The sequence below is a fragment of the Diaphorobacter sp. ED-3 genome, assembly GCF_027625375.1.
GTDB classification, from domain to species: Bacteria; Pseudomonadota; Gammaproteobacteria; order Burkholderiales; family Burkholderiaceae_C; genus Diaphorobacter; species Diaphorobacter nitroreducens.
Genome location: NZ_CP115182.1, coordinates 1,156,893 through 1,180,194, shown reverse-complemented (window position 1 = coordinate 1,180,194; position 23,302 = coordinate 1,156,893). Strand labels below are relative to the sequence as shown.

At 68.9% G+C, this 23,302-nt stretch carries 18 protein-coding genes and 2 pseudogenes; 13 read left to right on the top strand and 7 right to left on the bottom strand.

The genetic code is table 11. From position 1 onward, the window contains the following. Positions 1–12: 12 nt before the first annotated feature. The gene (locus tag PCQ86_RS05780) at positions 13–1,839 is read left to right on the top strand and encodes a TRAP transporter large permease (protein WP_015912686.1); all 1,827 of its coding nucleotides are present in this window, start codon (positions 13–15) and stop codon (positions 1,837–1,839) included. Positions 1,840–1,979: 140 nt separating this feature from the next. Here PCQ86_RS05780 and PCQ86_RS05775 read toward each other — a convergent pair whose 3' ends face one another. The 4 genes from PCQ86_RS05775 to xseB all read right to left on the bottom strand — a co-directional run bounded on the left by PCQ86_RS05775 (position 1,980) and on the right by xseB (position 6,479). Beyond that, complete coding sequence (locus PCQ86_RS05775; RefSeq protein ID WP_011804476.1) at positions 1,980–3,062, bottom strand: TRAP transporter substrate-binding protein; 1,083 nt, start codon at positions 3,060–3,062, stop codon at positions 1,980–1,982. 273 nt (positions 3,063–3,335) lie between these two features. After that, positions 3,336–5,225 carry a 1-deoxy-D-xylulose-5-phosphate synthase gene (gene dxs / locus PCQ86_RS05770; RefSeq protein ID WP_270175061.1) on the bottom strand — a complete coding sequence of 630 codons (1,890 nt, stop codon included), beginning with the start codon at positions 5,223–5,225 and terminating at the stop codon, positions 3,336–3,338. A 103-nt stretch (positions 5,226–5,328) separates the two neighbouring features. Further along, on the bottom strand, positions 5,329–6,225 hold the full coding sequence (locus tag PCQ86_RS05765) for a polyprenyl synthetase family protein (protein ID WP_270175060.1): 897 nt from the start codon (positions 6,223–6,225) through the stop codon (positions 5,329–5,331). Between the two features lie 8 nt (positions 6,226–6,233). Then, positions 6,234–6,479, bottom strand: a complete 246-nt coding sequence (xseB, locus tag PCQ86_RS05760) for an exodeoxyribonuclease VII small subunit (RefSeq protein WP_015912683.1) — start codon at positions 6,477–6,479, stop codon at positions 6,234–6,236. Positions 6,480–6,785: 306 nt separating this feature from the next. Here xseB and PCQ86_RS05755 point away from each other — a divergent pair, with 306 nt between their 5' ends. The 9 genes from PCQ86_RS05755 to PCQ86_RS05715 all read left to right on the top strand — a co-directional run bounded on the left by PCQ86_RS05755 (position 6,786) and on the right by PCQ86_RS05715 (position 17,995). Continuing rightward, positions 6,786–7,925, top strand: coding sequence for an aromatic ring-hydroxylating oxygenase subunit alpha (locus PCQ86_RS05755; protein WP_270175059.1), 1,140 nt, complete (start codon positions 6,786–6,788; stop codon positions 7,923–7,925). Positions 7,926–8,022: 97 nt separating this feature from the next. Next, the gene (locus PCQ86_RS05750) at positions 8,023–8,934 is read left to right on the top strand and encodes a DMT family transporter (RefSeq protein WP_270175058.1); all 912 of its coding nucleotides are present in this window, start codon (positions 8,023–8,025) and stop codon (positions 8,932–8,934) included. 60 nt (positions 8,935–8,994) lie between these two features. Further along, positions 8,995–9,894 (top strand): sulfurtransferase, encoded by a 900-nt coding sequence (locus PCQ86_RS05745; RefSeq protein ID WP_041835920.1) that lies wholly within the window; start codon positions 8,995–8,997, stop codon positions 9,892–9,894. Between the two features lie 329 nt (positions 9,895–10,223). Then, positions 10,224–10,532 carry a DUF3649 domain-containing protein gene (locus PCQ86_RS05740; RefSeq protein ID WP_011804469.1) on the top strand — a complete coding sequence of 103 codons (309 nt, stop codon included), beginning with the start codon at positions 10,224–10,226 and terminating at the stop codon, positions 10,530–10,532. Continuing rightward, positions 10,529–12,211, top strand: coding sequence for a PepSY-associated TM helix domain-containing protein (locus PCQ86_RS05735; RefSeq protein ID WP_270175057.1), 1,683 nt, complete (start codon positions 10,529–10,531; stop codon positions 12,209–12,211). Before PCQ86_RS05740 ends, PCQ86_RS05735 begins: the two co-directional genes overlap by 4 nt. A gap of 1 nt (position 12,212) precedes the next feature. After that, entirely contained in the window at positions 12,213–12,566 is a 354-nt protein-coding gene (locus PCQ86_RS05730; protein WP_088887442.1) for a DUF3325 domain-containing protein, read from the top strand. A 265-nt stretch (positions 12,567–12,831) separates the two neighbouring features. Next, entirely contained in the window at positions 12,832–13,584 is a 753-nt protein-coding gene (locus PCQ86_RS05725; protein WP_270175056.1) for a DUF4198 domain-containing protein, read from the top strand. A 32-nt stretch (positions 13,585–13,616) separates the two neighbouring features. Next, on the top strand, positions 13,617–15,767 hold the full coding sequence (locus tag PCQ86_RS05720) for a TonB-dependent siderophore receptor (RefSeq protein WP_270175055.1): 2,151 nt from the start codon (positions 13,617–13,619) through the stop codon (positions 15,765–15,767). Between the two features lie 74 nt (positions 15,768–15,841). Beyond that, positions 15,842–17,995: a TonB-dependent siderophore receptor gene (locus PCQ86_RS05715; RefSeq protein WP_270175054.1), complete on the top strand. Its 2,154-nt coding sequence runs from the start codon at positions 15,842–15,844 to the stop codon at positions 17,993–17,995. A gap of 55 nt (positions 17,996–18,050) precedes the next feature. Here the strand turns inward: PCQ86_RS05715 and PCQ86_RS05710 are convergent, their stop codons facing one another. Both PCQ86_RS05710 and PCQ86_RS05705 read right to left on the bottom strand, forming a co-directional pair. After that, a complete protein-coding gene (locus PCQ86_RS05710) occupies positions 18,051–19,487 on the bottom strand; it encodes an NAD-dependent succinate-semialdehyde dehydrogenase (RefSeq protein ID WP_011804463.1) in 1,437 nt (478 codons plus the stop codon). 135 nt (positions 19,488–19,622) lie between these two features. Next, positions 19,623–20,457, bottom strand: a pseudogene (locus PCQ86_RS05705) (efflux transporter outer membrane subunit); the annotation flags it as partial. A gap of 16 nt (positions 20,458–20,473) precedes the next feature. Between PCQ86_RS05705 and PCQ86_RS05700 the strand changes: the two are divergent. From PCQ86_RS05700 to PCQ86_RS05690, 3 genes and pseudogenes are all read left to right on the top strand, one after another. After that, positions 20,474–21,386 (top strand): annotated as a pseudogene (locus PCQ86_RS05700) (LysR family transcriptional regulator). A 109-nt stretch (positions 21,387–21,495) separates the two neighbouring features. Further along, complete coding sequence (locus PCQ86_RS05695; RefSeq protein WP_270175053.1) at positions 21,496–21,768, top strand: VF530 family protein; 273 nt, start codon at positions 21,496–21,498, stop codon at positions 21,766–21,768. Positions 21,769–21,921: 153 nt separating this feature from the next. Continuing rightward, a complete protein-coding gene (locus tag PCQ86_RS05690) occupies positions 21,922–22,299 on the top strand; it encodes a hypothetical protein (RefSeq protein ID WP_270175052.1) in 378 nt (125 codons plus the stop codon). A gap of 33 nt (positions 22,300–22,332) precedes the next feature. Here the strand turns inward: PCQ86_RS05690 and PCQ86_RS05685 are convergent, their stop codons facing one another. Further along, a complete protein-coding gene (locus PCQ86_RS05685; RefSeq protein ID WP_011804459.1) occupies positions 22,333–23,301 on the bottom strand; it encodes an alpha-E domain-containing protein in 969 nt (322 codons plus the stop codon). Position 23,302 lies beyond the last annotated feature (1 nt).

Below are 23,302 nucleotides of genomic sequence, written 5' to 3'. Positions count from 1 at the left end.
GGAAAGCATTTCATGGAATTCATCACAAGCAATTACGCCCCCGTCATGTTCGGGGGCCTGATCATCTTCCTGCTGCTGGGCTTCCCCGTGGCGTTCAGCCTGGGCGCCTGCGGCCTGCTGTTCGGCTTCCTGGGGATCGAGTTGGGGGTCTTTCCTTCGTCCGTGATGGCCTGGCTGCCGCAGCGCCTGATCGGCATCATGGCCAACGACACGCTGCTGGCGGTGCCCTTCTTCACGCTCATGGGCCTGATCATGGAGCGCAGCGGCATGGCTGAGGACCTGCTCGACACGGTGGGCCAGGTGTTCGGCCCTTTGCGCGGCGGCCTGGCGCTGGCGGTGGTTTTCGTGGGCGCGCTGCTGGCGGCCACCACCGGTGTGGTGGCGGCCTCGGTGATCTCCATGGGCCTGATCTCGCTGCCCATCATGCTGCGCTACGGCTACGACCGGCGGCTCGCCAGCGGTGTGATTGCCGCATCCGGCACCCTGGCCCAGATCATTCCCCCATCACTGGTGCTGATCCTGATGGCCGACCAGCTCGGCCGCAGCGTGGGCGAGATGTACAAGGGCGCATTCGTGCCCGCCTTCATCCTCGTCGGCCTCTACGTGCTGTGGGTGGTCATCCTGGCCATCTTCAAGCCCCAGTCCGTACCCGCCCTGCCACCCGAGGCGCGCATCTACCGTGAAGACAATGGCAGCTCCGGCTATGCCTCGCTGGCCGTCGTGATGGGCATCTCCACGGCAGCATCGATCTTCCTGGCCGCTCACATGGCCGACGTGCATACGTGGTGGACAGGCACCGAGGTGCTGGACGTGCCGACCGATGAGAAGGTCGTCACCGCCATGTGCGGCGGCACCTTCATCGCGTTCGTCATCGCGAGCATCAACCGCGTGCTCAAGCTGGGCATGCTCTCCCGCCTGGCCGAGCGCGTGACCTTCGTGCTGATTCCGCCACTGCTGCTGATCTTCCTGGTGCTGGGCACCATCTTCCTGGGCATTGCCACACCGACCGAAGGCGGCGCCATGGGTGCCATGGCGGCGCTGGTCATGGGCTTCGCGCGCCGGCGCCTGGACATGCCCCTGCTCAAGCAGGCGCTGGGCGCCACTACGCGCCTGGCCAGCTTCGTGATGTTCATCATGATCGGCGCCACCACGTTCAGCCTGGTGTTCCAGGCGGCAGACGGCCCGAAGTGGGTGGAGCACCTGCTGGCCAGCCTGCCCGGCGGACAGGTGGGCTTCCTGATCGTGGTGAACCTCATGATCTTCTTTCTGGCGTTCTTCCTGGACTACTTCGAGCTGTCCTTCATCGTGGTGCCGCTGCTGGGACCCGTCGCCGACAAGATGGGCATCGATCTGATCTGGTTCGGCGTGCTGCTGGCGATGAACATGCAGACCTCGTTCATGCACCCGCCTTTCGGCTTCGCGCTGTTCTTCCTGCGCTCGGTGGCCCCGGACAAGCCCTACATCGACCGGGTAACGCACAAGGCCATCCAGCCCGTGACCACCATGCAGATCTACAAGGGCGCCATTCCCTTCGTCCTGATCCAGCTGATCATGGTGAGCCTGCTCATCGCCTTCCCGTCCCTCGTGACGGGCAGCCTGGACAAAAAGGTGGAAGTGAACATGGAAGCGGTGGGCGCGCAAATGATGGATGCGCTCCAGGATGCGGAGAGCTACGGGGCCCCAGGCAACGACCCGTTCGCATCGCAGCCCGCTCCAGACGCCGAGCAGGCACCGGCACCGGCACCGGAGGGCGAGTTGGCGCCCCCTGCCGACGGCGGCTACGGTTCGGACGACCCAGCCAAGGCGCTGCAGGACGCCATGGGCTCGGGCAGCAAGTAAGCCGTCTCAACCCCACTAAAAAGCCCCGGTACGCCGGGGCTTTTTTTATTTTGCGCGGGCAACAAAAAAGCCGCAGGGAACTGCGGCCTCGTTGGATTGGTCGCAAGCCGCCGCCGCAAGGGCAGCAGCCCGCCACGCGATCAGATCTTCACGCTGTTCATGTACTGGTTGAACGGGAACTCCGAGAAGCGGTTCCACAGGATCTGGTCACGCTGGAAGGCGCGCATGTCCTGGTGGATCTTCTTGAACTCGGGCGACTTGGCCTCGTGCTCGGCAAACACTTCCATCGACGCCTTGAAGCCGGCGTCCATGATCGCCTTGGGGAACGCCTTGAGCTGCGTCTTGTTGGCCACCAGGTTCTTGATGGCGCGCGGATTGAACACCTGGTACTTGGCGGTCATGTCGGCAGCGGCCACGCGGGTGGCCGCGTCCAGGATCGCCTTGTGCTCGGGCGACAGGGCGTTGTACTTCTTGATGTTGATGAAGAACTCCAGGTCAGCGGAGCCTTCCCACCAGCCGGGATAGTAGTAGTACGGCGCCACCTTGTTGAAGCCCAGCTTTTCATCGTCGTACGGGCCAACGAACTCCACGGCGTCCAGCGTGCCCTTCTCGAGCGCCTGGTACACGTCACCGGCGGGCATGTTCTGCGCCACCACGCCCAGCTTGGCCATGGCCTCGCCGAACACGCCGCCGCCCAGGCGCATCTTCAGGCCCTTGAGGTCAGCGACGGTCTTGATTTCCTTGCGGTACCAGCCGCCCATCTGGGTGGTGGTGTTGCCGGCGCTGGCGGTCTTGAAGTTGTACTTCTCGAAGAAGGCATCCAGGTACTTGCGGCCGTTGCCGTGGTCCTTCCAGGCTGCCATCTGCAGCGTGGTCAGGCCGAAGGGCACGGCGCAGCTGAAGGCGAACACGGGGTCCTTGCCGGTGAAATAGTAGGCGGCCGTCTGGGCCATATCGATGGTGTCGCCCTGCAGCGCATCCACCACGCCAAACGCGGGCATCAGCTCGCCGGCGGGGTGCACGGAGATCTCGAACTTGCCGCCCGACATCGCCTTGACGGCCTGGGACAATTTTTCTGCACTGCCAAAGATCGTGTCCAGCGACTTGGGGAAGCTGGAGGCAAGGCGCCAGCGAACGGCGGCCTGGGCATGCACTGCGGGTGCAACCCCGGCTGCGAGTACGCCAGCCAAACCGGCCTGCTTGATGATTGAGCGACGATCCATGGACAAATTCTCCGAAATGATGAAGCAAACAAACAGTAACGCGGTTGAGTGTACGCGCCGCTGAATCCCGCCGATGAGCGGAGGTAAATTGTAAAAACGTGGGTTGCCGGCCCCGTTGCGGGTTTCCCCTGAAAAATCCGCGAATGGCGCGTACTACTCGGCCGGGCAAGGGGCAGCGCAGGCCTCCGCGATGGGCTGCACAGGCGCCGCGACGCATCCCAGCGGCACGCTGCCGCGGGATGACTGCATTGTTGTGCAGGGAAGGAAAACGCGTCAGGCCGCTGCCAGCGCCTGCTCGCCCGGCAATGCGCCGAAGCGCTCGGTGATGGAGCGCTGCATGCCAGCGGCGTCCAGCCCCTGCAGGGCCAGCAGCTTGGCCGGGTCGCCATGCTCGATGAACGCGTCGGGCAGGCCCAGTTGCAGCAAGGGGCGCTGCACGCCTGCGGCGGCCAGCGCCTCGGCCACGGCACTGCCGGCGCCGCCCATGATGCAGCCCTCCTCGACGGTGACCAGCGCATCATGCTCCGCTGCCACCTGAAGCAGCAGCTGCGTATCCAGCGGCTTGGCCCAGCGCATGTTCACCACCGTAGCGTCCAGCGCCTCGGCCGCCTGCAGCGCCGGGTACAGCAGCGTGCCGAAAGCCAGGATGGCAATGCGCCGGCCCTTGCGGCGCACCTCGCCCTTGCCGAAGGGCAGCCCCTCCAGACCGGGTAGCGGCGCCACGCCCACGCCCGCGCCGCGCGGGTAGCGCACGGCCACAGGGTGGTCTTGCTCGTAGGCGGTGGTGAGCAGTTGGCGGCATTCGCGCTCGTCGGCCGGGCAGGCCATGCTCATGTTGGGAATGCAGCGCACGAAGGCGATGTCATACGCGCCGGCGTGCGTGGCGCCGTCCGCACCCACCAGGCCCGCACGGTCCAGGGCAAACACCACGGGCAGGTTCTGCAGCGCCACGTCGTGGATGAGCTGGTCATAGGCGCGCTGCAGGAAGGTCGAGTAGATCGCCACCACCGGCTTCACCCCCTCGCACGCCATGCCGGCGGCAAAGGTCACGGCGTGCTGCTCGGCGATGCCCACGTCGTAGTAGCGCTCGGGAAAGCGCTGGTGGAACTCCACCATGCCCGACCCCTCGCGCATGGCGGGCGTGATACCCACCAGGCGCTCGTCCTTCTCGGCCATGTCGCACAGCCACTGGCCAAAGACCTGCGTGAAGGTCTGCTTGGGCGGCGTGGCCGGTTTCACCAGGCCCACGCGCGGATCGAACTTGCCCGGGCCGTGGTAGGCCACCGGGTCGGCCTCGGCCAGCTTGTAGCCCTGGCCCTTCTTGGTGACTACGTGCAGGAACTGCGGGCCCTTGAGGCCGCGGATGTTTTCCAGCGTAGGAATCAGCGAGTCCAGGTCGTGCCCGTCAATGGGGCCGATGTAGTTGAAGCCGAACTTCTCGAACAGCGTGGCCGGCACCACCATGCCCTTGGCCTGCTGCTCCAGGCGCTTGGCCAGCTCCAGCAGCGGCGGCGCGTTCTTGAGCACGCTCTTGCCCACGTCGCGTGCCTTGGCGTAGAACTGTCCGCTCATGAGCTGCGCCAGGTAGCGGTTCAGTGCACCCACGGGCGGGCTGATGCTCATGTCGTTGTCGTTCAGGATCACCAGCAGGTTGGCGTCGGCCACGCCGGCGTTATTCAGCGCCTCGAAGGCCATGCCGGCGGTCATGGCGCCGTCGCCGATGATGGCTACACAGCGGCGTTCGTCGCCGCGCTGCTTGGCCGCCAGCGCCATGCCCAGCGCCGCGGAGATGCTGGTGGACGAGTGCGCGGTGCCAAAGGTGTCGTATTCGCTCTCGGCGCGCTGCGGAAAGCCCGACAGGCCGCCCAGCTGGCGCAGCGAGGGCATGCGGTCGCGCCGCCCGGTCAGGATTTTGTGCGGGTAGGTCTGGTGGCCCACGTCCCACACCAGCCGGTCGCGCGGCGTGTCGAACACGGCGTGCAGCGCCACGGTCAGCTCCACCGTGCCCAGGTTGGACGACAGATGCCCGCCGGTCTTGGACACGCTCTCCAGCACGAAGGCGCGCAGCTCCGTAGCCAGTGCCTTGAGCTCGGCACGGGGCAGCCGGCGCAGGTCGGCGGGATCGTTCACGCGCTCAAGCAGCGGATAGTTCGTCGTGGACATATGCTATATTTTTAGTAGCTGTTAGCGCTTGATGAACAAGCGCTAGAGGCCAATTTGACTCATAAAAAGACACCAGCCCCGCCATGCGCAGCCTTGCCCATCATCAATGCGAACGGCGCACCACCATGTCGGCCAACGCCGCCAACGCCCGCGTGTCGGTCAGGCCGCTGGCGGCCAACGCCGCCAGTGCCTGCGCGCGCAGGGCTTCGGCATGCGCGCGCGCGGCCTCCAGCCCCATCAGCGAGACATAGGTCGGCTTGTCGCTCGCGGCGTCCTTGCCGGCGGTCTTGCCCAGTGTGGCGGAGTCCTGGGTCACGTCCAGCACGTCGTCCACCACCTGGAAGGCCAGCCCCATGGCTGCGCCGTAGTCGCTCAGCGCGCGCAGCGTGCCCTCCGGGGTCTGGCCGCAGACCGCGCCCATCACCACGCTGGCCTGCAGCAGCGCGCCCGTCTTCAGGCGATGCATCTGACGCAACTGGTCTTCAGACAGCTGCAGGCCCACGCTGGCCAGGTCGATGGCCTGCCCGCCGGCCATGCCGTCGGCACCTGCGGCGCGGGCCAACTCACGGCACAGCCGCGCCTGCATGGCCGGCGGTACCCCCTCCTCGGGTGTGAGCAGCTCAAACGCCAGCGCCTGCAGTGCGTCGCCCGCCAGCAGTGCACGCGCTTCGCCAAAGCGCACATGCACCGTGGGCTTGCCGCGGCGCATCACATCGTTGTCCATGCAGGGCATGTCGTCATGCACCAGCGAATAGGCGTGGATCAGCTCCACCGCGCAGGCGGCGCGCAGGGCGGCCTGCGCGTTTCCACCGACGGCCTCGCAAGCGGCCAGCACCAACAGCGGGCGCAGGCGCTTACCGCCATCCAGCACGGCATAGCGCATGGCCTCGCCCAGGCCTGCGGGCGCATCGGGGCACACCCAACGGGACAGGGCGTCCTCGACCCGCGCAAGCTGCGCGCGCATCCAGCCATCGAAATCGAACACAGGCACGGCGGACATGGCGGGCGTCACTCCTGCGTCCATGGCTGCAGCGTGCCTTCGTCCAACACCTTGATCTGGTCCTGTACCGCGTCCAGGCGCGCGCGGCAGAAGTTCAGCAACACCGCGCCCCGCTGGTAGCCCGCCAGCATCTGGTCCAGCGGCAGCTGGCCCGACTCGATGCGGCCCACGAGCTGCTCAAGCTCTTCCAGTGCGGCTTCGTAGCTGACGGGATCGGGCTGGGTGGATGAAGGGGCGGCGGGGGCCTTGGCCATGGAGACGGAGCGCCAAGGGCGCAAGTGGAAACGGCCAATTTTAGGCGCAGGGCCCCGCGCCTGCCCGGCGAAGGCCGCGGGGATGCCCCCGCGGCCGGCGGGAGATCGCCGCCCCGGACGCCGCACGCGGCTTGCTAGGCACGCGCAATACACGTACACCCGCCGCGGAAATAACCCCACCACCTATAATCCCATTCCTTCACCACGAACCGGCTATGGAGTACTTCCCTGGGCCGGTTTCGTTTTTTCTATAGCCCCGTGCGCACGCGCACCCTCCCTGTGGGGAGTCTTTAGGTCAGGTCACCCATGTCTGATTTAAGTCTTCAACTGCAGCAGGCCGCAAGCCAACTACCAGTTTCCAGCTATTTCGACGAAGCGCTGCTGCAGCGCGAACTGGAGACGATCTTCCAGCGAGGGCCCCGCTACGTGGGGCACCAACTCGCCGTCCCCGAGGTGGGCGACTACTTCGCGCTGCCCCAGGAAAAGGAGGGCCGCGCCCTCGTGCGCAATGCCCAGGGGCAGGTGGAGCTGATCTCCAACGTCTGCCGGCACCGCCAGGCAGTGATGCTCAAGGGCCGCGGCAACCTGCAGGCCCAAGGCAAGGGCCATGCGGGCGGCAACATCGTCTGCCCGATTCACCGCTGGACGTATTCCACCAGCGGCGAGCTGTTGGGCGCGCCGCATTTCGCGCACGACCCCTGCCTGAATCTCAACAACTACAAGCTGCGCGAATGGAACGGCCTGCTGTTCGAGGACAACGGTCGCGACATCGCCGCCGACCTGGCCGGCATGGGCACGCAGCGTGAGCTGTCGTTCGAGGGCTATGCGCTCGACCATGTGGAACTGCACGAGTGCAACTACAACTGGAAGACCTTCATCGAGGTCTACCTGGAGGACTACCACGTGGGTCCGTTCCATCCGGGCCTGGGCAACTTCGTCACCTGTGACGATCTGAAGTGGGAGTTCCAGAAGGAATACTCCGTGCAAACCGTGGGGGTGGCTTCCACGTTCGGCAAGCCGGGCTCCGACGTGTACAAGAAGTGGCACGAGGTGCTGCTGAAGTACCGCGAAGGCAAGATCCCCGAGCGCGGCGCGATCTGGCTGACCTACTACCCGCACATCATGGTGGAGTGGTATCCGCACGTGCTCACCGTCAGCACGCTGCACCCGATCGGTGTGGACAAGACGCTGAACATGGTGGAGTTCTACTACCCCGAGGAAATCGTCGCCTTCGAGCGCGAGTTCGTCGAGGCGCAGCGTGCGGCCTACATGGAAACCTGCATCGAGGACGACGAGATCGCCGAGCGCATGGACGCGGGCCGCAAGGCCCTGATGGAACGCGGCGACAACGAGGTCGGCCCCTACCAGAGCCCCATGGAGGACGGCATGCAGCACTTCCACGAGTGGTACCGCGGTCGCATGGGTGCCGCCGTGTCCCGCGGCTAAGGCCCCACACCGCCGCCCCACGCTACCATTACAATAGCTGCCAGCGCTTGATACACAAGCGCTGGCAGCTATTTTTATTCATACCCATAGGTTTTCCATGCAAGCGCTCTGGATGGTGTTGGCGGCGTTCCTGTTCGCAAGCATGGGGGTCTGCGTGAAGATGGCCTCGGCCTACTTCAACGCGGCCGAACTGGTCTGCTACCGCGGCTTCATCGGCATGGCCATCCTCTGGGCGCTGGCACGCTCGCAAAAGGTGGCACTGGCCACACGCTACCCTGGCATGCACGCCTGGCGCAGCCTGATTGGCGTGACATCGCTGGGCGCGTGGTTCTACGCGATCGCCTACCTGCCACTGCCCACGGCGATGACGCTCAACTACATGAGCAGCGTGTGGATCGCCGCCTTCCTGATCGGCGGCGCGTTGCTCGCCTGGCGCCCCTCCAGCGCGCAGCCGCGCCCGCCGTTGCAAGTGACCCTGGTGCTGACCGTGCTGGCCGGGTTCGCGGGCGTGGTCATGATGCTGCGCCCCAGCATCGACGACAACCAGGCCTTCGCGGGCCTGGTGGGCCTGTGCTCGGGCCTGACCGCCGCGTTCGCCTACATGCAGGTGGTGGCGCTGTCGCGCCTGGGCGAGCCCGAGACGCGCACCGTGTTCTATTTCGCTGTGGGCTCGGCCGTAGCCGGCGGCGCGGCCATGCTGGTCACGGGCATGTCCGACTGGCCCGGGTGGCCCGCGCTGTGGCTGCTGCCGCTGGGCCTGCTGGCCGCGGGCGGGCAGTTGTGCATGACACGTGCCTACTCGCGCGCCCTCACCGCCCGCGGCACGCTGGTGGTGGCCAACCTGCAGTACTCGGGCATCGTCTTCGCCAGCATCTACGGCGTGGCGCTGTTCGGCGACCAGTTGCCACTCATCGGCTGGGCGGGCATGGCGCTCATCGTGGGCAGCGGCATCACGGCCACCGTACTGCGCGCCCGGGCCGCGCCGGACACGCCTGCCGAAGAACACTGACGCGCTGGCGCGCCCAACGCCGCGACAATGGGGCCTGATCGATACGCACAGAGCCCGACCATGCCCTACACCACGCTGATCTCCGTTCCTGAACTGCAGTCCCTCCTGCACAGCGGCCAGCCGCTGATGGTTTTCGACTGCAGCTTCGACCTCACCCAACCCACCCTGGGCGCCAGCCAATACCGCGAGGCGCACATCCCCGGCGCCTTCCACGCCGACCTGGACAAGCACCTGAGCGCCCGCCATGGCGCCCCCGGCGCGGGCGGCACGGTCGTGGCCTCGGCGGCGGACGAGCCCGCATCGGGCGGGCGCCACCCGCTGCCCAACCGCGAGCGATTTGCGACCTGGCTCTCGGACATCGGCTTTGCTAATGACATGCAGGCCGTGGTGTACGACCGCAACGGCGCCAACTACTGCGGCCGCCTGTGGTGGATGCTCAAGTGGGCGGGACATGATGCCGTGGCCGTGCTCGACGGCGGGCTGCAGGCCTGGCAGGCCGCCGGCGGCGCGGTGGCCAGCGGCGACGAGCCGGCGCGTTTCCAGTCGCACTTTCGGCTGCAGGCGCCGCTACGCCGGCTGGTGAGCGCGCAGGAGGTGCTGGCGCAACTGGGTCAGCCCGGCCAGACGGTGGTCGACGCGCGCGCCACACCGCGCTACCGGGGCGAGGTGGAGCCGCTGGATCCCGTGGCGGGCCACATCCCCGGCGCACTCAACCGCCCCTTCGGCCTGAACCTGGGAACGGACGGCCACTTCAAGAGCCCGGAGCAGCTGCGTGCCGAGTTCACCACCCTGCTGGATGGCCGCGACCCCGCCACCGTCGTCCATCAATGCGGCAGCGGCGTGAGTGCCCTGCCCAACCTGCTGGCCATGGAAATCGCGGGCCTGGGTCCCACGGCCCTGTTTGCCGGCAGCTGGAGCGAGTGGTGCAGCGACCCCGGCCGGCCGGTTGAGCGCGGCTGACGCTCACGCGGACGCGGACGCTTCCGCAACGTTACAGCCCGTTTTGCGGTGCACGGCTAGGCCGGCGCCGCGCATGGGCCCGCCTGTGGTGCCCGCGCAGCGGCACCTGTCGCGCGCGCGCATCGCAACGGCGGACGGCCTTCACGTGCGCAGGCATTTCTCACCTATACTTAAATGCGAATCGTTCTCATGACATATCTTAAGTAGCCCGTGATCTGCGCTTGCTCCGCCTTGACGTTGCGCCTCGACGCCGCCCCGCCCCTGTTCAACGGCGAGGCCTCGGCCGCCGTGCGGCCGTCCCGCTCCCTCGCGGCACAGGAGGGAGTCCGATGAGGCCCACGCAACCGTTGTGGCGCTACCGGCTCGCCGTGGCCTCGCGCACACTGGCCGCGGTGGCGGGAGGCTATGCGCTCACGGCGGCCTTCACGGCTGCGGCCGCGATGGCCCTGGCACAACGCAGCACCCGCGTGGACGCCGTGCTGGCCGCCACCTTGCTGGCGTGGCTGGTCTATGTGTTGGCCATCGCCTGGGTTTTCTTTGCGCGCACGGCCTGGCAGGCCTGGTGCGGCGTGCTGGGCCCTGCGATGCTGCTGGGGCTGGCCGCCCAGGTGCCGCAATGGCTGGCGGGTGCCGCATGAGCCCGCCCGCCGACGCATCCCGCGCCCCCGCACGCGAGGGCTTTCGCCAGGCCATGGCCTGGCTGCACACCTGGGCGGGACTGCTGCTGGGCTGGCTGCTGTTTGCCATCTTCGTGACGGGCACGCTGTCGTATTTCAAGCCCGAGTTCAACCACTGGATGCGCCCCGAACTCCAGGCCCTGCCGCCCGCCAAGGCAGATGACGCGGCAGCCGTCGCGGAGCGCGCCCTGGCCGCGCTGCGGCAGCACGCACCGCAGGCCACCCAGTGGATCATGCGCCTGCCCGACGAGCGCCAGCCCGAGGTGTCGCTGCTGTGGCACGCGGGGCCGCGCGAGCGCTTCCAGACCCTGCTGGTGCACCCCGCCACCGGCGACATCCTCACGCCACGGGCCACGGCGGGGGGAGACTTCTTCTACCGCTTCCATTTCGAGTTGCGCACTGCGCACCAGGGCCGATGGGTGCTGCAAGGGCGCTGGATCGTGGGCGTGGCCACGCTGCTGATGTTCGTGGCGCTGCTCACCGGCGTGGTCACGCACCGGCGCATCTTCAAGGACTTCTTCACCTTTCGCCCCGCCAAGGGCGGCCAGCGTGCATGGCTGGATGCGCACAACGTCAGCGGCGTGCTGGCGCTGCCGTTCTACCTGGTGATCACCTTCAGCGGACTCATGATCTTTCACTCGCTGTACCTGCCGGCGGGCATTGCCGCCGTGTATCCCGGCGCACGCGGCACCGACACGGCCAGCTACTTCGCAGAACTGCAGGGGGACGCCCCGCGCAGCGCGGGCACCGCCCAGGCCGGTCCGCCCGCGCCCCTGCCACCGCTGGCCGTGGCCGCTGCCATGCAGCAGGCCCAGGCCCACTGGCAGGGAGGGCGCGTGCAGCGCCTGCGCGCGCAGCGCGACCCCGGCGGCGATGTGCGCCTGGAGGTCACGCGCCATGACGGCGACCGCCTGCAGTACGGTCCCGAACGCCTGTGGTTCGATGGCGCCAGTGGCCAGTTGCTGCACGAAGCCGCCCCCGCCGGCGCGGCACGGCAGACCTATGGCGTGCTCTACGGCCTGCACCTTGCACGGTTCGCAGGTCCCGGCCTGCGCTGGGCCCTGTTCGGCTTCGGCGTGCTGGGCAGCCTGATGATCGCCACCGGCCTGGTGCTGTGGACTGTCAAGCGCCAAGCGCAGGCACGGCGTCCCCATGCCGGGCAGCCCCAGCGCCTGCCCTTCGGCGAGCGGCTGGTGGCCAGCCTCAACCTGGCGGCGCTGGCCGGCCTGCCGCTGGCTTTGGCGGTCTACCTCGCTGCCAACCGGCTGCTGCCGCTGCACTGGGCGGCGCGGGCCGATGCGGAGCTGGCCTGTTTCTTCAGCGCATGGGCGCTAGCGCTGCTGCTCGCGGCCGCCTCGCCGGGCCGGCGCGGCTGGTGCGCCCTGCTGGCACTGGCCGGGGCGCTCTGGGCGCTGATGCCGCTGTTGAACGCAGCCACCACGCACGCGCACCTGGGCGTCAGCCTGCCAGCCCGCGACTGGGTTTTGGCAGGCATGGACCTGGCATTCCTCGCCACCGGCGCGTTGCTGCTGGCGCTGGCCTACCGGCTGCGACCCCTGCGGGCGACCGCTGGCGCAAGGCCCCCAGCGGCCGTGCCGGCACACCTAACGGCCGCGCGCGGCCACCGCGCGGGAGCCTGAGATGACGGAACTGTTGTTGTGCCTGGCCGGCTGGTGCGCCATGGCCCTGGGCATGGATCGGCACCACGAGGACGCGCTGCGCCGATCCGCCACCGCGCCCACGCTGCAGCGCCTGCGCGGCGCGGGCTGGGTACTGCTGGCAGCGGCCCTGGCCCATGCCGTGGGACGGCCGGCCCCGACCGTGCCCATGGGCCTGGTGTGGTGGGGCGTAGCCCTCTCGCTGGCAGCGCTGGCCGCCACGGCGCTGGCCACCTGGCGGCCACGCTGGCTGCCCACCGCCGGCGTGGCGGCCTTGCTGGCCGCGCTGTTCGTAGGGGCCGCGGCCACGGGCTGCGCCGGCGCCGGGCCGGGCTGAGCCCGCATGGCCCGCATCGCGGGCCGGTGTGCCGACGCACACGCACTTCTTTCAGAGCCACCCACGCCAGCCGCCCGGCTGGCGCAGGCAGCCAGCGTTATCCACAAGGCGCCCCGGGGCGCCCTTGCGAGAGCCTTCATGCGCCTGCCTGTATTTCACATAAAAAACCGGCCACAGCGCTTATCCGTAAAGCGCTGGCAGCTATTCATTCAATAGCAAACGCCATTCCGCGCATACATCCATCCATTCACAGGAGAACACGCCCATGTCCCTCATCCCTCGACACCCCCTCGCGCGGCTGGCCGGTGCGCTGCTGCTGGCCGGCGGCGCTGCGCAGGCCCACCAGGTCTGGCTGGAGCAGGCACCGAACGAGACGCGCCTGCACTTCGGTGAATACGCCGATAACCTGCGCGAGACCTCGCCGGGCCTGTTGGATAAATTCACCGCAGTGCCTGTGCTACGCCAGGCCGCAGCGCGGTCGACCGAAGGCCGCCGCACGCCCACGGCCTTCGTCTATGCGCCGCAAAGCGCTGCGGACACGCTCTGGGCGGAAGCCCCGTACCCGCTCATCGACCGCAGCAAGACGCAGCGTCCGCCGCTGCTGTGGCGCCCCGCGGCGCGCTGGGTGTCCAGCCTGGCGCAGCCGGTGGACGCCGCCGCGCCCCTGGACCTCGTGCCCACGGGGCAGGACGGCACGCTGCGCGTGGTGTTCCAGGGCGCCCCGCTGCCCAAGGCCAAGGTGACGCTGGTGGCGCCCTCCGGCTGGTCGCGCGAGGCCACCACCGGCGAAGACGGCACGGTGCGCTTTGCCCTGCCATGGCAGGGCCAGTACGTGGCCGAGGTCCAGCACACCGACAAGACCCCCGGCGAGCACCTGGGCCAGCCCTATGGCGAAGCGAGCTACGTGACCACGCTGAGCTTCGTGCAGACGCACGGCGCCATATCGCCCGCCCTGCCCGCCCTGCCCGCCCTGCCCGCCCTGCCCGCCCTGCCCGCACCGACCGCCAAGGCGCGCTGAGCGGTGTCCCGCCCCTTGCAGCCCCCACCGCCATGAAACCTCCCCTTGTTCCCCGCCCGCGGCGCACGGCCGTGGCCCTGGCCGCGCAGGCCGCGCAGGCCGCGCTGTGGCTGCTGTGCGGCAGCGCGATCGCGCAGACCGCCGAGGCCCCGCCGGGCGCGCCGGCGGCAACCGCCACCCTGCGCCAGGTAGACGTGGTCGACTCCACGGCGGGCGCCGCCGCCACGCCCGCGCGCCGCGCGCAAAGCAGCTCGCGCCTGGGCCTGCCAGTGCTGGAGACGCCGCGCGCCGTGAGCGTGATCGACAGCGCGCTGCTGGAGCAGCAGTTGGCCACCACGGAGCGCGACGTGCTGCGCAACGCGGCCGGCGTGTCCTCGCGCAGCGAGTACGCAGGCTCGTACTCGCAGTTCGCGATCCGCGGGTTGTGGGCCAACAACACCTACAACTACCTGCGCGACGGTGCCAAGTTCGTGCACCTGCTCGATCCACCGCTGTTCAACATCGAACGCGTCGAGGTCATCAAGGGCCCGGCCGCGCTGGAGTTCGGCCAGGTGGCGCCGGGCGGCCTCGTCAACTACGTGAGCAAGCGGCCCCAGGCCGATCCGCTGCGCAGCGTGAAGATCGGCGCGGGCAGCCACGGCTGGCGCAATGCCGAATTCGACCTCACCGGCCCCCTGAATGCCGACGGCACGCTGCGCTACCGGCTGGACGGCGGCGCGAGCCGCGGCGGCAGCTTCGTGGACGGCAACACGCCGCGCAAGCAGGGCCTGGCCGGCAGCCTGGAATGGCAGCTCACGCCGGACACGCGCTGGCGCGCACAGGCCGAGTACCAAAGCCTGGAAGGCGTATCCACCGTGGGGCTGGCGGTGCCCGACCCGCAGAACCCGCGCAGCGCGGACGTGCTCCCGGTAGGCACCTTCTATGGCGAGCCCTGGCTGCGCACCGACGGGCACCTGCGCTTTTATTCCACCGAGCTGCAGCACCGCTTCACCGACAGCCTTGAAGGGCGGGTGCACCTGTCGCGCAACGAGACCTTTCGCAACGTGAACATGGTCTATCCCATCGGCCCGGTGACGGGCGGCCAGGTGGCGCGCAGCTACTGGCTGGCACCGGGGCAGAACTACACGTCGGACACCGCGCTGGCCGAACTGCGCGCACAAGTGCGGACGGGTCCCGTGCGCCACACGCTGCTCGCCGGGCTGGATTGGCGTGCCATCGAGGGCGTGTACGGTGCGCGTGGCGCGGGCAACCTGGGTTCAGTGGACCTGTACCAGCCCGTGACGGGCCTGGTGCCGCCCGCGGCTTCGGGCGGCAGGGCCGCCGTGGCCTCGGACACGCGCAACACGGGCCTGTTCGTGCAGGACCGGCTCGCCCTGGGCGACTTCAGCCTGCTGCTGGGCCTGCGCCACGACCGGCTCAAGGACGCTTACACCAAGCCCGCCACGGATCTGAGCAAGACCCAGCCCAGCGCCGCGCTGAGCTGGCAGCCCCTGCCCGCCAGCATGTTCTATGTGAGCCATGCGCGCTCGTTCCAGGCGAACTCGGGCACGCTGCTGTGGGGCGACCGCGCGGCACCGCCCTCCGAGGGCAAGCAGCTGGAGGTGGGCTGGAAGCAGGAATGGCTGGGCCAGCGCCTGCTCACCACCGTATCGGCCTTCGCGCTGGAACTGACCAACGCACCGGCCAACGACCCCGAGCACCCCGGCTACTCGGTGCTGACAGGCCGCCAGCGCATCAAGGGGCTGGAAGTGGAGGCACAAGGCCGCATCACCCCGGGCTGGAGCGTCACCGCGCAGGCCACCTTCCTCGACCCCAAGGTGCTGGCCGACACCGTGCCCGGCGCCAACGTGGGCCACCGCGTCGCGCTCGCCCCGCGGCGCACCGCCTCGCTGTGGACCCAGTACCGCCTGCCCGGGGTGCCCGGCCTGTGGGTCGGCGGCGGGCTGGTCCACCAGGGCGACAAGTTCACCGCCAACGACAACCGGTGGCGCCTGCCCGGCTACACCGTGGCGGACCTCGCGCTGGGCTACCAGTTCGGCGGTGGCGTGCGACTGCAAGCCAACCTGAAGAACGCCGCCAACCGGCGCTACTACGTGGACGCATCCACCACGGCCGCGGGCTTTGCGGCCGTCACACCGGGCGAGCCGCGCTCGCTCTACGTCACGCTGGACTACACGTTCTGAGCCCCTCAATTTCTATCAAAACACGCTGCAGCGTCCGTCCATCCTGCGCAACCAGCTTCACCATTCATAGCACCATGATCTTTCGCCCTTTCCCCGCCACGCGCACTGCCGCCGCACAGGCCGCCGTGGCGCTGCTGTGCGGCGCCGCCGCGCATGCCCAGACCACCGAAGCCGCCCTGCCCGCGGTCACCATCAGCGCCGACCCGGCGCAGCAAAGCGCCACCGAACCGGTACGGGGCTTCGTGGCCCGCCGCGCGCTGTCGGCCACCAAGACCGACACGCCGCTCATCGAGACACCCCAGGCCATCAGCGTGGTCACGCGCGACCAGATGGAAGCCCAGGGAGTAGGGACGCTGCGCGAGACCACGCGCTACAGCGCGGGCATCGTGTCGAGCTACTTCGACAGCCGCGTGGACAGCTTCAAGGCGCGCGGCGGCGATGTGACGCAGTACCTGGACGGCCTGCTGCGCACCTATGGCACGTACAACAATGTCAAGGCAGAGCCCTACACGCTGGAGCGCGTGGAATTCCTGCGCGGCCCCTCTTCGGTGCTCTACGGCCAGGGCAGCGTGGGCGGCGTGCTCAACCTCACGTCCAAGCGTCCGCTGGCCGAGCGCCAGCGCGAGGTGCAGGTGCAGGTAGGCAGCCATGCGCGCAAGCAGATCGCCGCCGACCTGACCGGCCCGCTGGATGCCGAGGGCCGGTGGCTCTACCGCCTGGTGGCCGTAGGCCGCGACAGCGGCACGCAGGTGGACCACGTGGACGATGACCGCGTGGTGTTCGCGCCATCGCTCACCTGGCGGCCGAGTGCGGACACCTCACTCACGCTGCAGGCGCACTACCAGAAGGACCAAAGCGGCTCGCTGATCGGCTTCTTCCCCTGGCAGGGCACGCGGCTGCCGAGTGCCTACGGGCGTATTCCCACCAACACCTTCATCAGCGAGCCGGGCTGGGACGCCTACGACACCGAGAACGCCTCCTGGGGCTACCTCTTCAGCCACCGCCTGAACGGCGACTGGACGCTGCGCCAGAACTTGCGCCGCACCGTGAGCGACGTGGACTACCGCACGCTCTACACCAGCTTCACTGCCAATGCCGCCAGCGGCCGACCCGCACGTCCGGTGTTCGACGCCAATGGTCGCACCGTGCTGCGCGACGCCGCCTGGCAACGCAACGCCAGCCGCCTGCTGCTCATCGACACGCAGTTGGAAGGCCACCTGCGCGCGGGCGCGGTAGAGCACACGCTGCTGGTCGGCGTGGATGGTCAGCGCAACCACACCAGCCAGTCCAGTTGGCGCGCCGTGGCGCCCGCCATCGACGTGTATGCACCGGTGTACGGCAACTTCACCCCGCCCAGCAGCGCCGCCCTGACGGCCCTGCCCGACGTGACACAGCGCCAGCTGGGCCTGTACCTGCAGGACCAGATGCGCTGGGGTGCGTGGACCGCCACGGTGGGCCTGCGCCATGACCGCGCCAAGACCGACACCGAAGGCCGCCCCGCCGCGGCGGTGGACGACAAGGCCTGGACCAAGCGCCTGGGCCTGACCTACCAGGCCGGCGGGGGCTGGGCACCGTATGTCGGTTATTCAGAGTCGTTCCAACCGCTGGGCGGCGTCAACGTGTACGGCACGGCCTACAAACCCCAGCGCGGCCAGCAGTGGGAGGCCGGCGTGAAGTGGATGCCCGAAGGGCGCGGCATCTCGGCCTTTGCGGCGCTCTACCACCTGCGCGAGAAGAACCGCAAGACCACCGACCCGAGCAACCCGCTCAACAGCCTGCAGATCGGCGAGGTCACCATCAAGGGTCTCGAAGCCGAGATGACCGCCAGCCTGGCGCGCCATTGGGACTGGACGCTGGGCTATGCCTATGCCGACGCCACCATCAGCCGCAGCAACGCGGGCGACCAGGGCCAGCGCGTGGCGGGCGTGCCGCGGCACACGGCGTCCAGCTGGCTCATGCACCGCTTCGCGGCCCAGGGCCGGGGCGGCTGGACGGTAGGCGCCGGCGTGCGCTACACCGGATCGCAGTGGACCGGCACACCGGCCATCGATACCCCGTCGGTGCTGCTGGCCGATGCCATGGTGGCCTACGACGCGGGCGATTGGCGCCTGGCGCTGAACATCAACAACCTGACGGACAAGGTCAACATCACCCAGTGCCTGGCGCGCGGCGACTGCTTCTACGGCGAGCGCCGCAACGTGCTGCTGACGGGCACCTACCGCTTCTGAGCGCGGTGTAAAAAAAGCCCCGGCAGGCCGGGGCTGGTGGTGCTGAAGGGCGGCGTCAGACGTGGGTGATGGAGATCGCGCGCGTGTTCAGGCAAGCCTCCAGCGCCTCGGGGCCGCCCTCGGAACCGTAGCCCGAATCCTTGATGCCGCCAAACGGCAGCTCGGCCGAGGGCGTCGCAGGCTGGTTGATCCACAGCATGCCCACCTCGACGCGCTGGCTCAGCAGGTGCGCATTCTTGAGCGAGCGCGTGAACGCGTAGCCCGCCAGGCCGTAGGCGAGGCGGTTGGCCTCGGCGATGGCCGCTTCGAGCTGCGTGAAACCCTGCACGGCCGCGACGGGTCCGAAGGGTTCCTCGTTGAAGATGCGTGCATGGGTCGGCACGTTGTCGAGCACCGTGGGCGCAAAGAAGTTGCCCACCTCGCCCAGCCGCTCGCCACCCGTGCGCACCGTGGCGCCCTGCTGCACGGCATCGGCCAGCAGGTCGGCCATGGCCGCCACGCGGCGCGGGTTGGCCAGCGGGCCCATCTGCGTGCCCTCGGCCAGGCCGTCGCCCACCTTCAGTCCTTGGGCATGGCGCGTGAGCGCGGCCACGAAGTCGGCGCGCACGCTCTCGTGCACCAAAAAGCGCGTGGGCGAGATGCAGACCTGCCCCGCGTTGCGGAACTTGGCGCCGCCCGAGGCCTTGACCGCCAGTTCGATATCCGCGTCCTCGCAGACGATCACAGGGGCGTGGCCGCCCAACTCCATGGTCACACGTTTCATGTGCTGGCCCGCCAGCCCCGCCAGTTGCTTGCCCACGGGGGTGGAGCCGGTGAACGTGACTTTGCGCACGATGGGGTGCGGGATCAGGTAGTTGGAGATCTCGGCCGGGTTGCCGTACACCAGGCCCACCGCACCGGCGGGCACGCCGGCATCGGCAAACGCACGGATCAACTCGGCCGGGCTGGCGGGCGTCTCCTCGGGCGCCTTGACCAGCACCGCGCAGCCCGCGGCCAGCGCCGCGCCCAGTTTGCGCACCACCTGGTTGATGGGGAAGTTCCAGGGCGTGAACGCGGCCACCACCCCCACCGGGTCCTTCACCACCATCTGGCGCACGGCCAGGTTGCGCGACGGCACGATGCGGCCGTACACGCGCATGCCCTCATCGGCAAACCACTCGATGATGTCGGCCGCGGCCATGGCCTCGACACGCGCCTCGGCCCGGGGCTTGCCCTGCTCCTGCGTGAGGATGGCGGCAATGGCGTCGGCGCGCTCGCGCATCAGCGCCGCCGCCCGGCGCATGGTCTTGGCGCGCTCGATGGCGGGCGTGTCGCGCCACACCTCGAAGCCCTTTTGCGCAGCCGCCAGCGCACGGTCCAGGTCGGCAATGCCCGCATGCGCCACCCGCCCGATTTCCTGGCCCGTGGCCGGGTTGTGCACGGCGATGGTCTTGCCGCTCTCGGCGTCCTGCCATTGGCCGGCGATGAAAAGGCGCGTGTCGGGATAGGTCATGCAATAGGCTCCTGGGTGTCATGTCAAGAAAAATCGGGCGCCAGGCGCAGGAGCAAGACCCGCGCCGGCCGCAACTGGTCACTATAGAGTGCAACGCCCCGCGGCGCAGTCGCGTGGGCGCGAATCCCCACGCGCTCAGCTGGTGGTATCCCAACCCCCGCCCAGCGCGCGCACCAACCCCACCGTGGCCACGTACTGCGCTGTGCGCACCTGCAGCGCCTGGCGGCGGTTGCGCAGCTCGCTGCGGCGCGCATCCAGCAACTCCAATTGGCTCACCAGACCGTTGCGGTAGCGCGAATCGGACAGCTGCGCAGCGCGCGCGGCGGACTGCACGGCGCGGTCCTGTGCCTGCGCCTGGCCGGCCAGCAGACGCAGCGCGCTGAGCTGGTCTTCCACCTCGCGAAAGGCCGTGAGCACCTGGCCGCGGTGGGCGGCGAGCGCCCCTTCCAGCCGGGCGCGCGCACCCTCCTCCGGGGCGGCGCGCTGGCCGCCATCGAAGAGCGGCAGCGACAGCAGCATGCCAATGCCCTACGAACGCGCCGACCACTTGAACAGATCCGCCCAGATCGGGCGATGCAAAGCCCGCACTGCCCGTGAGTGCCAGCGCGGGAAACCACGCCGCCTGCGCCACGCCCACGCGTGCCTGCGCCGCCAGCACCGCGGCCTGGGCCGCAGACACATCGGGCCTGCGCGCCAGGACCGTGCTGGGCACGCCGGGCGGAATCACCGGCAGCGCGGCCTCGACCGCCGCCGGTGGCAGCGAGAAGCCCATGGCCACGTCGCCCACCAGCACGGCCAATGCATGCCGCAGCTGCGCCTGCTGGCGCTCCAGCGCCAGTGCTTCGGATTCAGTGGCCGCCACCTCCGTCTGCACGCGCGCCACGTCCAGCTCCGCCACGTCGCCCGCCTGGTAGCGGCGCTGCGTGAGGTACAGCGTGCCGCGGTAGGCCTCCAGACTCTCATCCACCAGCGAGAAGGAGAAGCACATGGACCAGATACAGGCCATGCGCATATTCGCGCGGGTGGTCGAAGCTGGCACCTTCACGCGCCGCCGATTCACTGCAACTGCCCAAGGGCACCGTGACCAAGCACGTCCAGGCGCTGGAAGAGCGCCTGCGCGTGAAGTTGCTCAACCGCACCACGCGCCGCGTCACCGTGACGGCCGACGGCGCCGCGTTCTACGACCGCACCGTGCGCCTGTTGGCCGACTTCGACGACCTCGAAGCCAGCATGAGCCAGGCGCGCGCCAACCCGCGCGGGCGTCTGCGCGTGGACGTCGGATCGTCGGTGGCGCGGCTGCTCATCGTGCCAAACCTGGCGCAGTTCCAGGAGCGCTACCCCGACATCCAGATCGACCTGGGCGTGAGCGACCGCACCGTGGACCTCATCGGCGACAACGTCGACTGCGTGATCCGCGGCGGCGAGCTGGCCGACCAGTCCCTGGTGGCGCGGCGCATCGGCAACCTGGAATTCATCACCGTGGCCGCGCCCGCCTACCTGTAGCGCTTTGGCGTGCCCGCGCACCCTCTGGACCTGGAGCGCAGCCACCGCACCGTGATCTACTTCTCGCCCGTCTCGGCGCGCCGCTATCCGCTGGAGTTTCACAAGGACGGCGAGGTGATCGAAACCTCGGGCCCCTCTCACCTGGCCGTGAACGAGAGCAACGCCTATCTGAACGCCCTCGTCGCCGGCCAGGGCGTGGGGCAGATCACCACCTTCCAGGCCCAGCAGCACTTCGAGCGCGGCGAACTCGTGCGCGTGCTGCCCGACTGGTCCCACCCCCTGCTGCCCGTGTACGTGGTGTATCCGCCCAACCGCCATCTGAGCGCCAAGGTACGCGCCTTCGTCGACTGGGCTGCGGAGCTGTTTGCCAACGAGCCGCTGCTGCAACACCAGTAGAGGCAATTGCTATATTTTTAATAGCTGTTGGCGCTTACCAAATAAGCGCTATAGGGCAATTTCCTTCAAATCAGCGTTCGTGGGCGGCAAGCGCGTATGCTCGCCGTCCATGACCGACCAACCTGCAGCGCCCGCCCCACAACCACCCGCACAGCCCCGCAATCCGCTGCATGGCATCACGCTGGAGGCGATGGTCGTGGCGCTGCAGCAATACTTCGGCTGGGAGTGTCTGGCCAGCCGCATTCCCGTGCGCTGCTTCCAGAGCGACCCCAGCGTCGCCTCCAGCCTCAAGTTCCTGCGCAAGACGCCATGGGCGCGCGAAAAGGTCGAGGGCCTGTACCTGTTCATGCTGCGCGAGCAGCGGCGCAACGCATCGCGTTGACCGCGGGGACGGTCGCACTGGCGAACGTGCACGGCAGCTGGCGCATGCCGGCGCGCGGTTCGTCGCAATGCGCTGGAACGCCGACGGGCGGGCCAGCACAGTGGCTCCACGGACGGCATGGTGCCGCCGGCAGTGTCCCCCACAGGAGCCCTCATGAACGCCTTGCATACGCTGACCTCGCAGGTCCCTTCCACGCGCCGCCCCTTGCTGCGCGGCGCCATCGCCAGTGCCGTACTGGCGCTGGCCGGCACCGCCACCACGGGCGCGCTGGCCCAGGTGCCGCAGCACGCCCCCGCGCCCCCGGCGGCGCAGACGCAGGTGGCCGCCATGCCCCATTCCACCCACGACCGTACCAACGCTGTCGGCCGCACACGCGCTGAAGTGATTGCCGAACTGCAATGCGCGCGCGAGTCGGGCGAGCTGGAGGCCAGCGTGCTGGCCCAGTACGGCCTGGTGCCCCCTGCCCGCCAGGGCGCGCGCGCGAACTGCGCGCACGATGCCCAGAGCCGCCAGATGGCACAGGGCCAATAAACACCCCCCGGAGCCCGGGCCCGGAAGTGCCGGTCAGTCCGCCGCGGGCGCGAGAAAGTCCCTGCTGATGCAGCCGCCGAGTTCGTTCACGCGGTCCAGGAACTGCGTGAGGTAGGCATGCAGGCCGGTGGCCAGGATTTCGTCGATGCGGCCGTAACGCAGATCGGACAGCAGGCGTCCGGCCCGCCGCTCGGTCTCCCCCGAATGCTCATGCGCGACGGCGGCCAGGTTGTCCACCACCTCGTGCATGCTGGCATGCAGCGAACGCGGCATGTCCCGCCGCAGCATGAGCAGGTCGGCCACGCGCTCGGGCGTGATCACGTCGCGGTACACCTTGCGGTAGACCTCAAACGCCGAAACGCTGCGCAGGATGGCGCTCCAGTGGTAGAAGTCGGCCTCGGGCGTGGAACGGCGGGCATCGCCCGCCAACCCATGAAAATCGCTCTGCACCGCATGGAACTTCACGTCCAGCAGCCGCGCCGTGTTGTCGGCGCGCTCCAGGAAGGTGCCCAGGCGCAGGAAGTGAAACGCCTCGTCCTGCAGCATGGTGCCCAGCGTGACCCCGCGCGACAGGTGCGAGCGGTACTTGACCCATTCGAAGAACTGCCCAGGGTCGCGCTCGAAGGCCCCCTCGCGCAGCTGGCGTGACAGCTCCAGCCAGGTCTGGTTCAGCGTCTCCCACACCTCCGTGGTGAGGGCACCGCGCACGGCGCGCGCGTTCTCGCGCGCCGCGCGCAGGCACGCGGCGATGGACGACGGGTTGCCCTCGTCGCACACCATGAACCGCAGCACACCCGTGGCCGTGATCGCACCCTGCCGCGCGGTGTAGGCGGGAATCAGCTCACTGATCGACAGCAGCCCGCGCCAGCCCTCCTGCGCCTGCGCATCGGACTGCGGCAGCAGGGAGGTCTCGTAGCTGACGTTGAGCATGCGGGCGGTGTTTTCTGCCCGCTCGGTGTAGCGGGACATCCAGAACAGATGGTCGGCAGTGCGGCTCAGCATC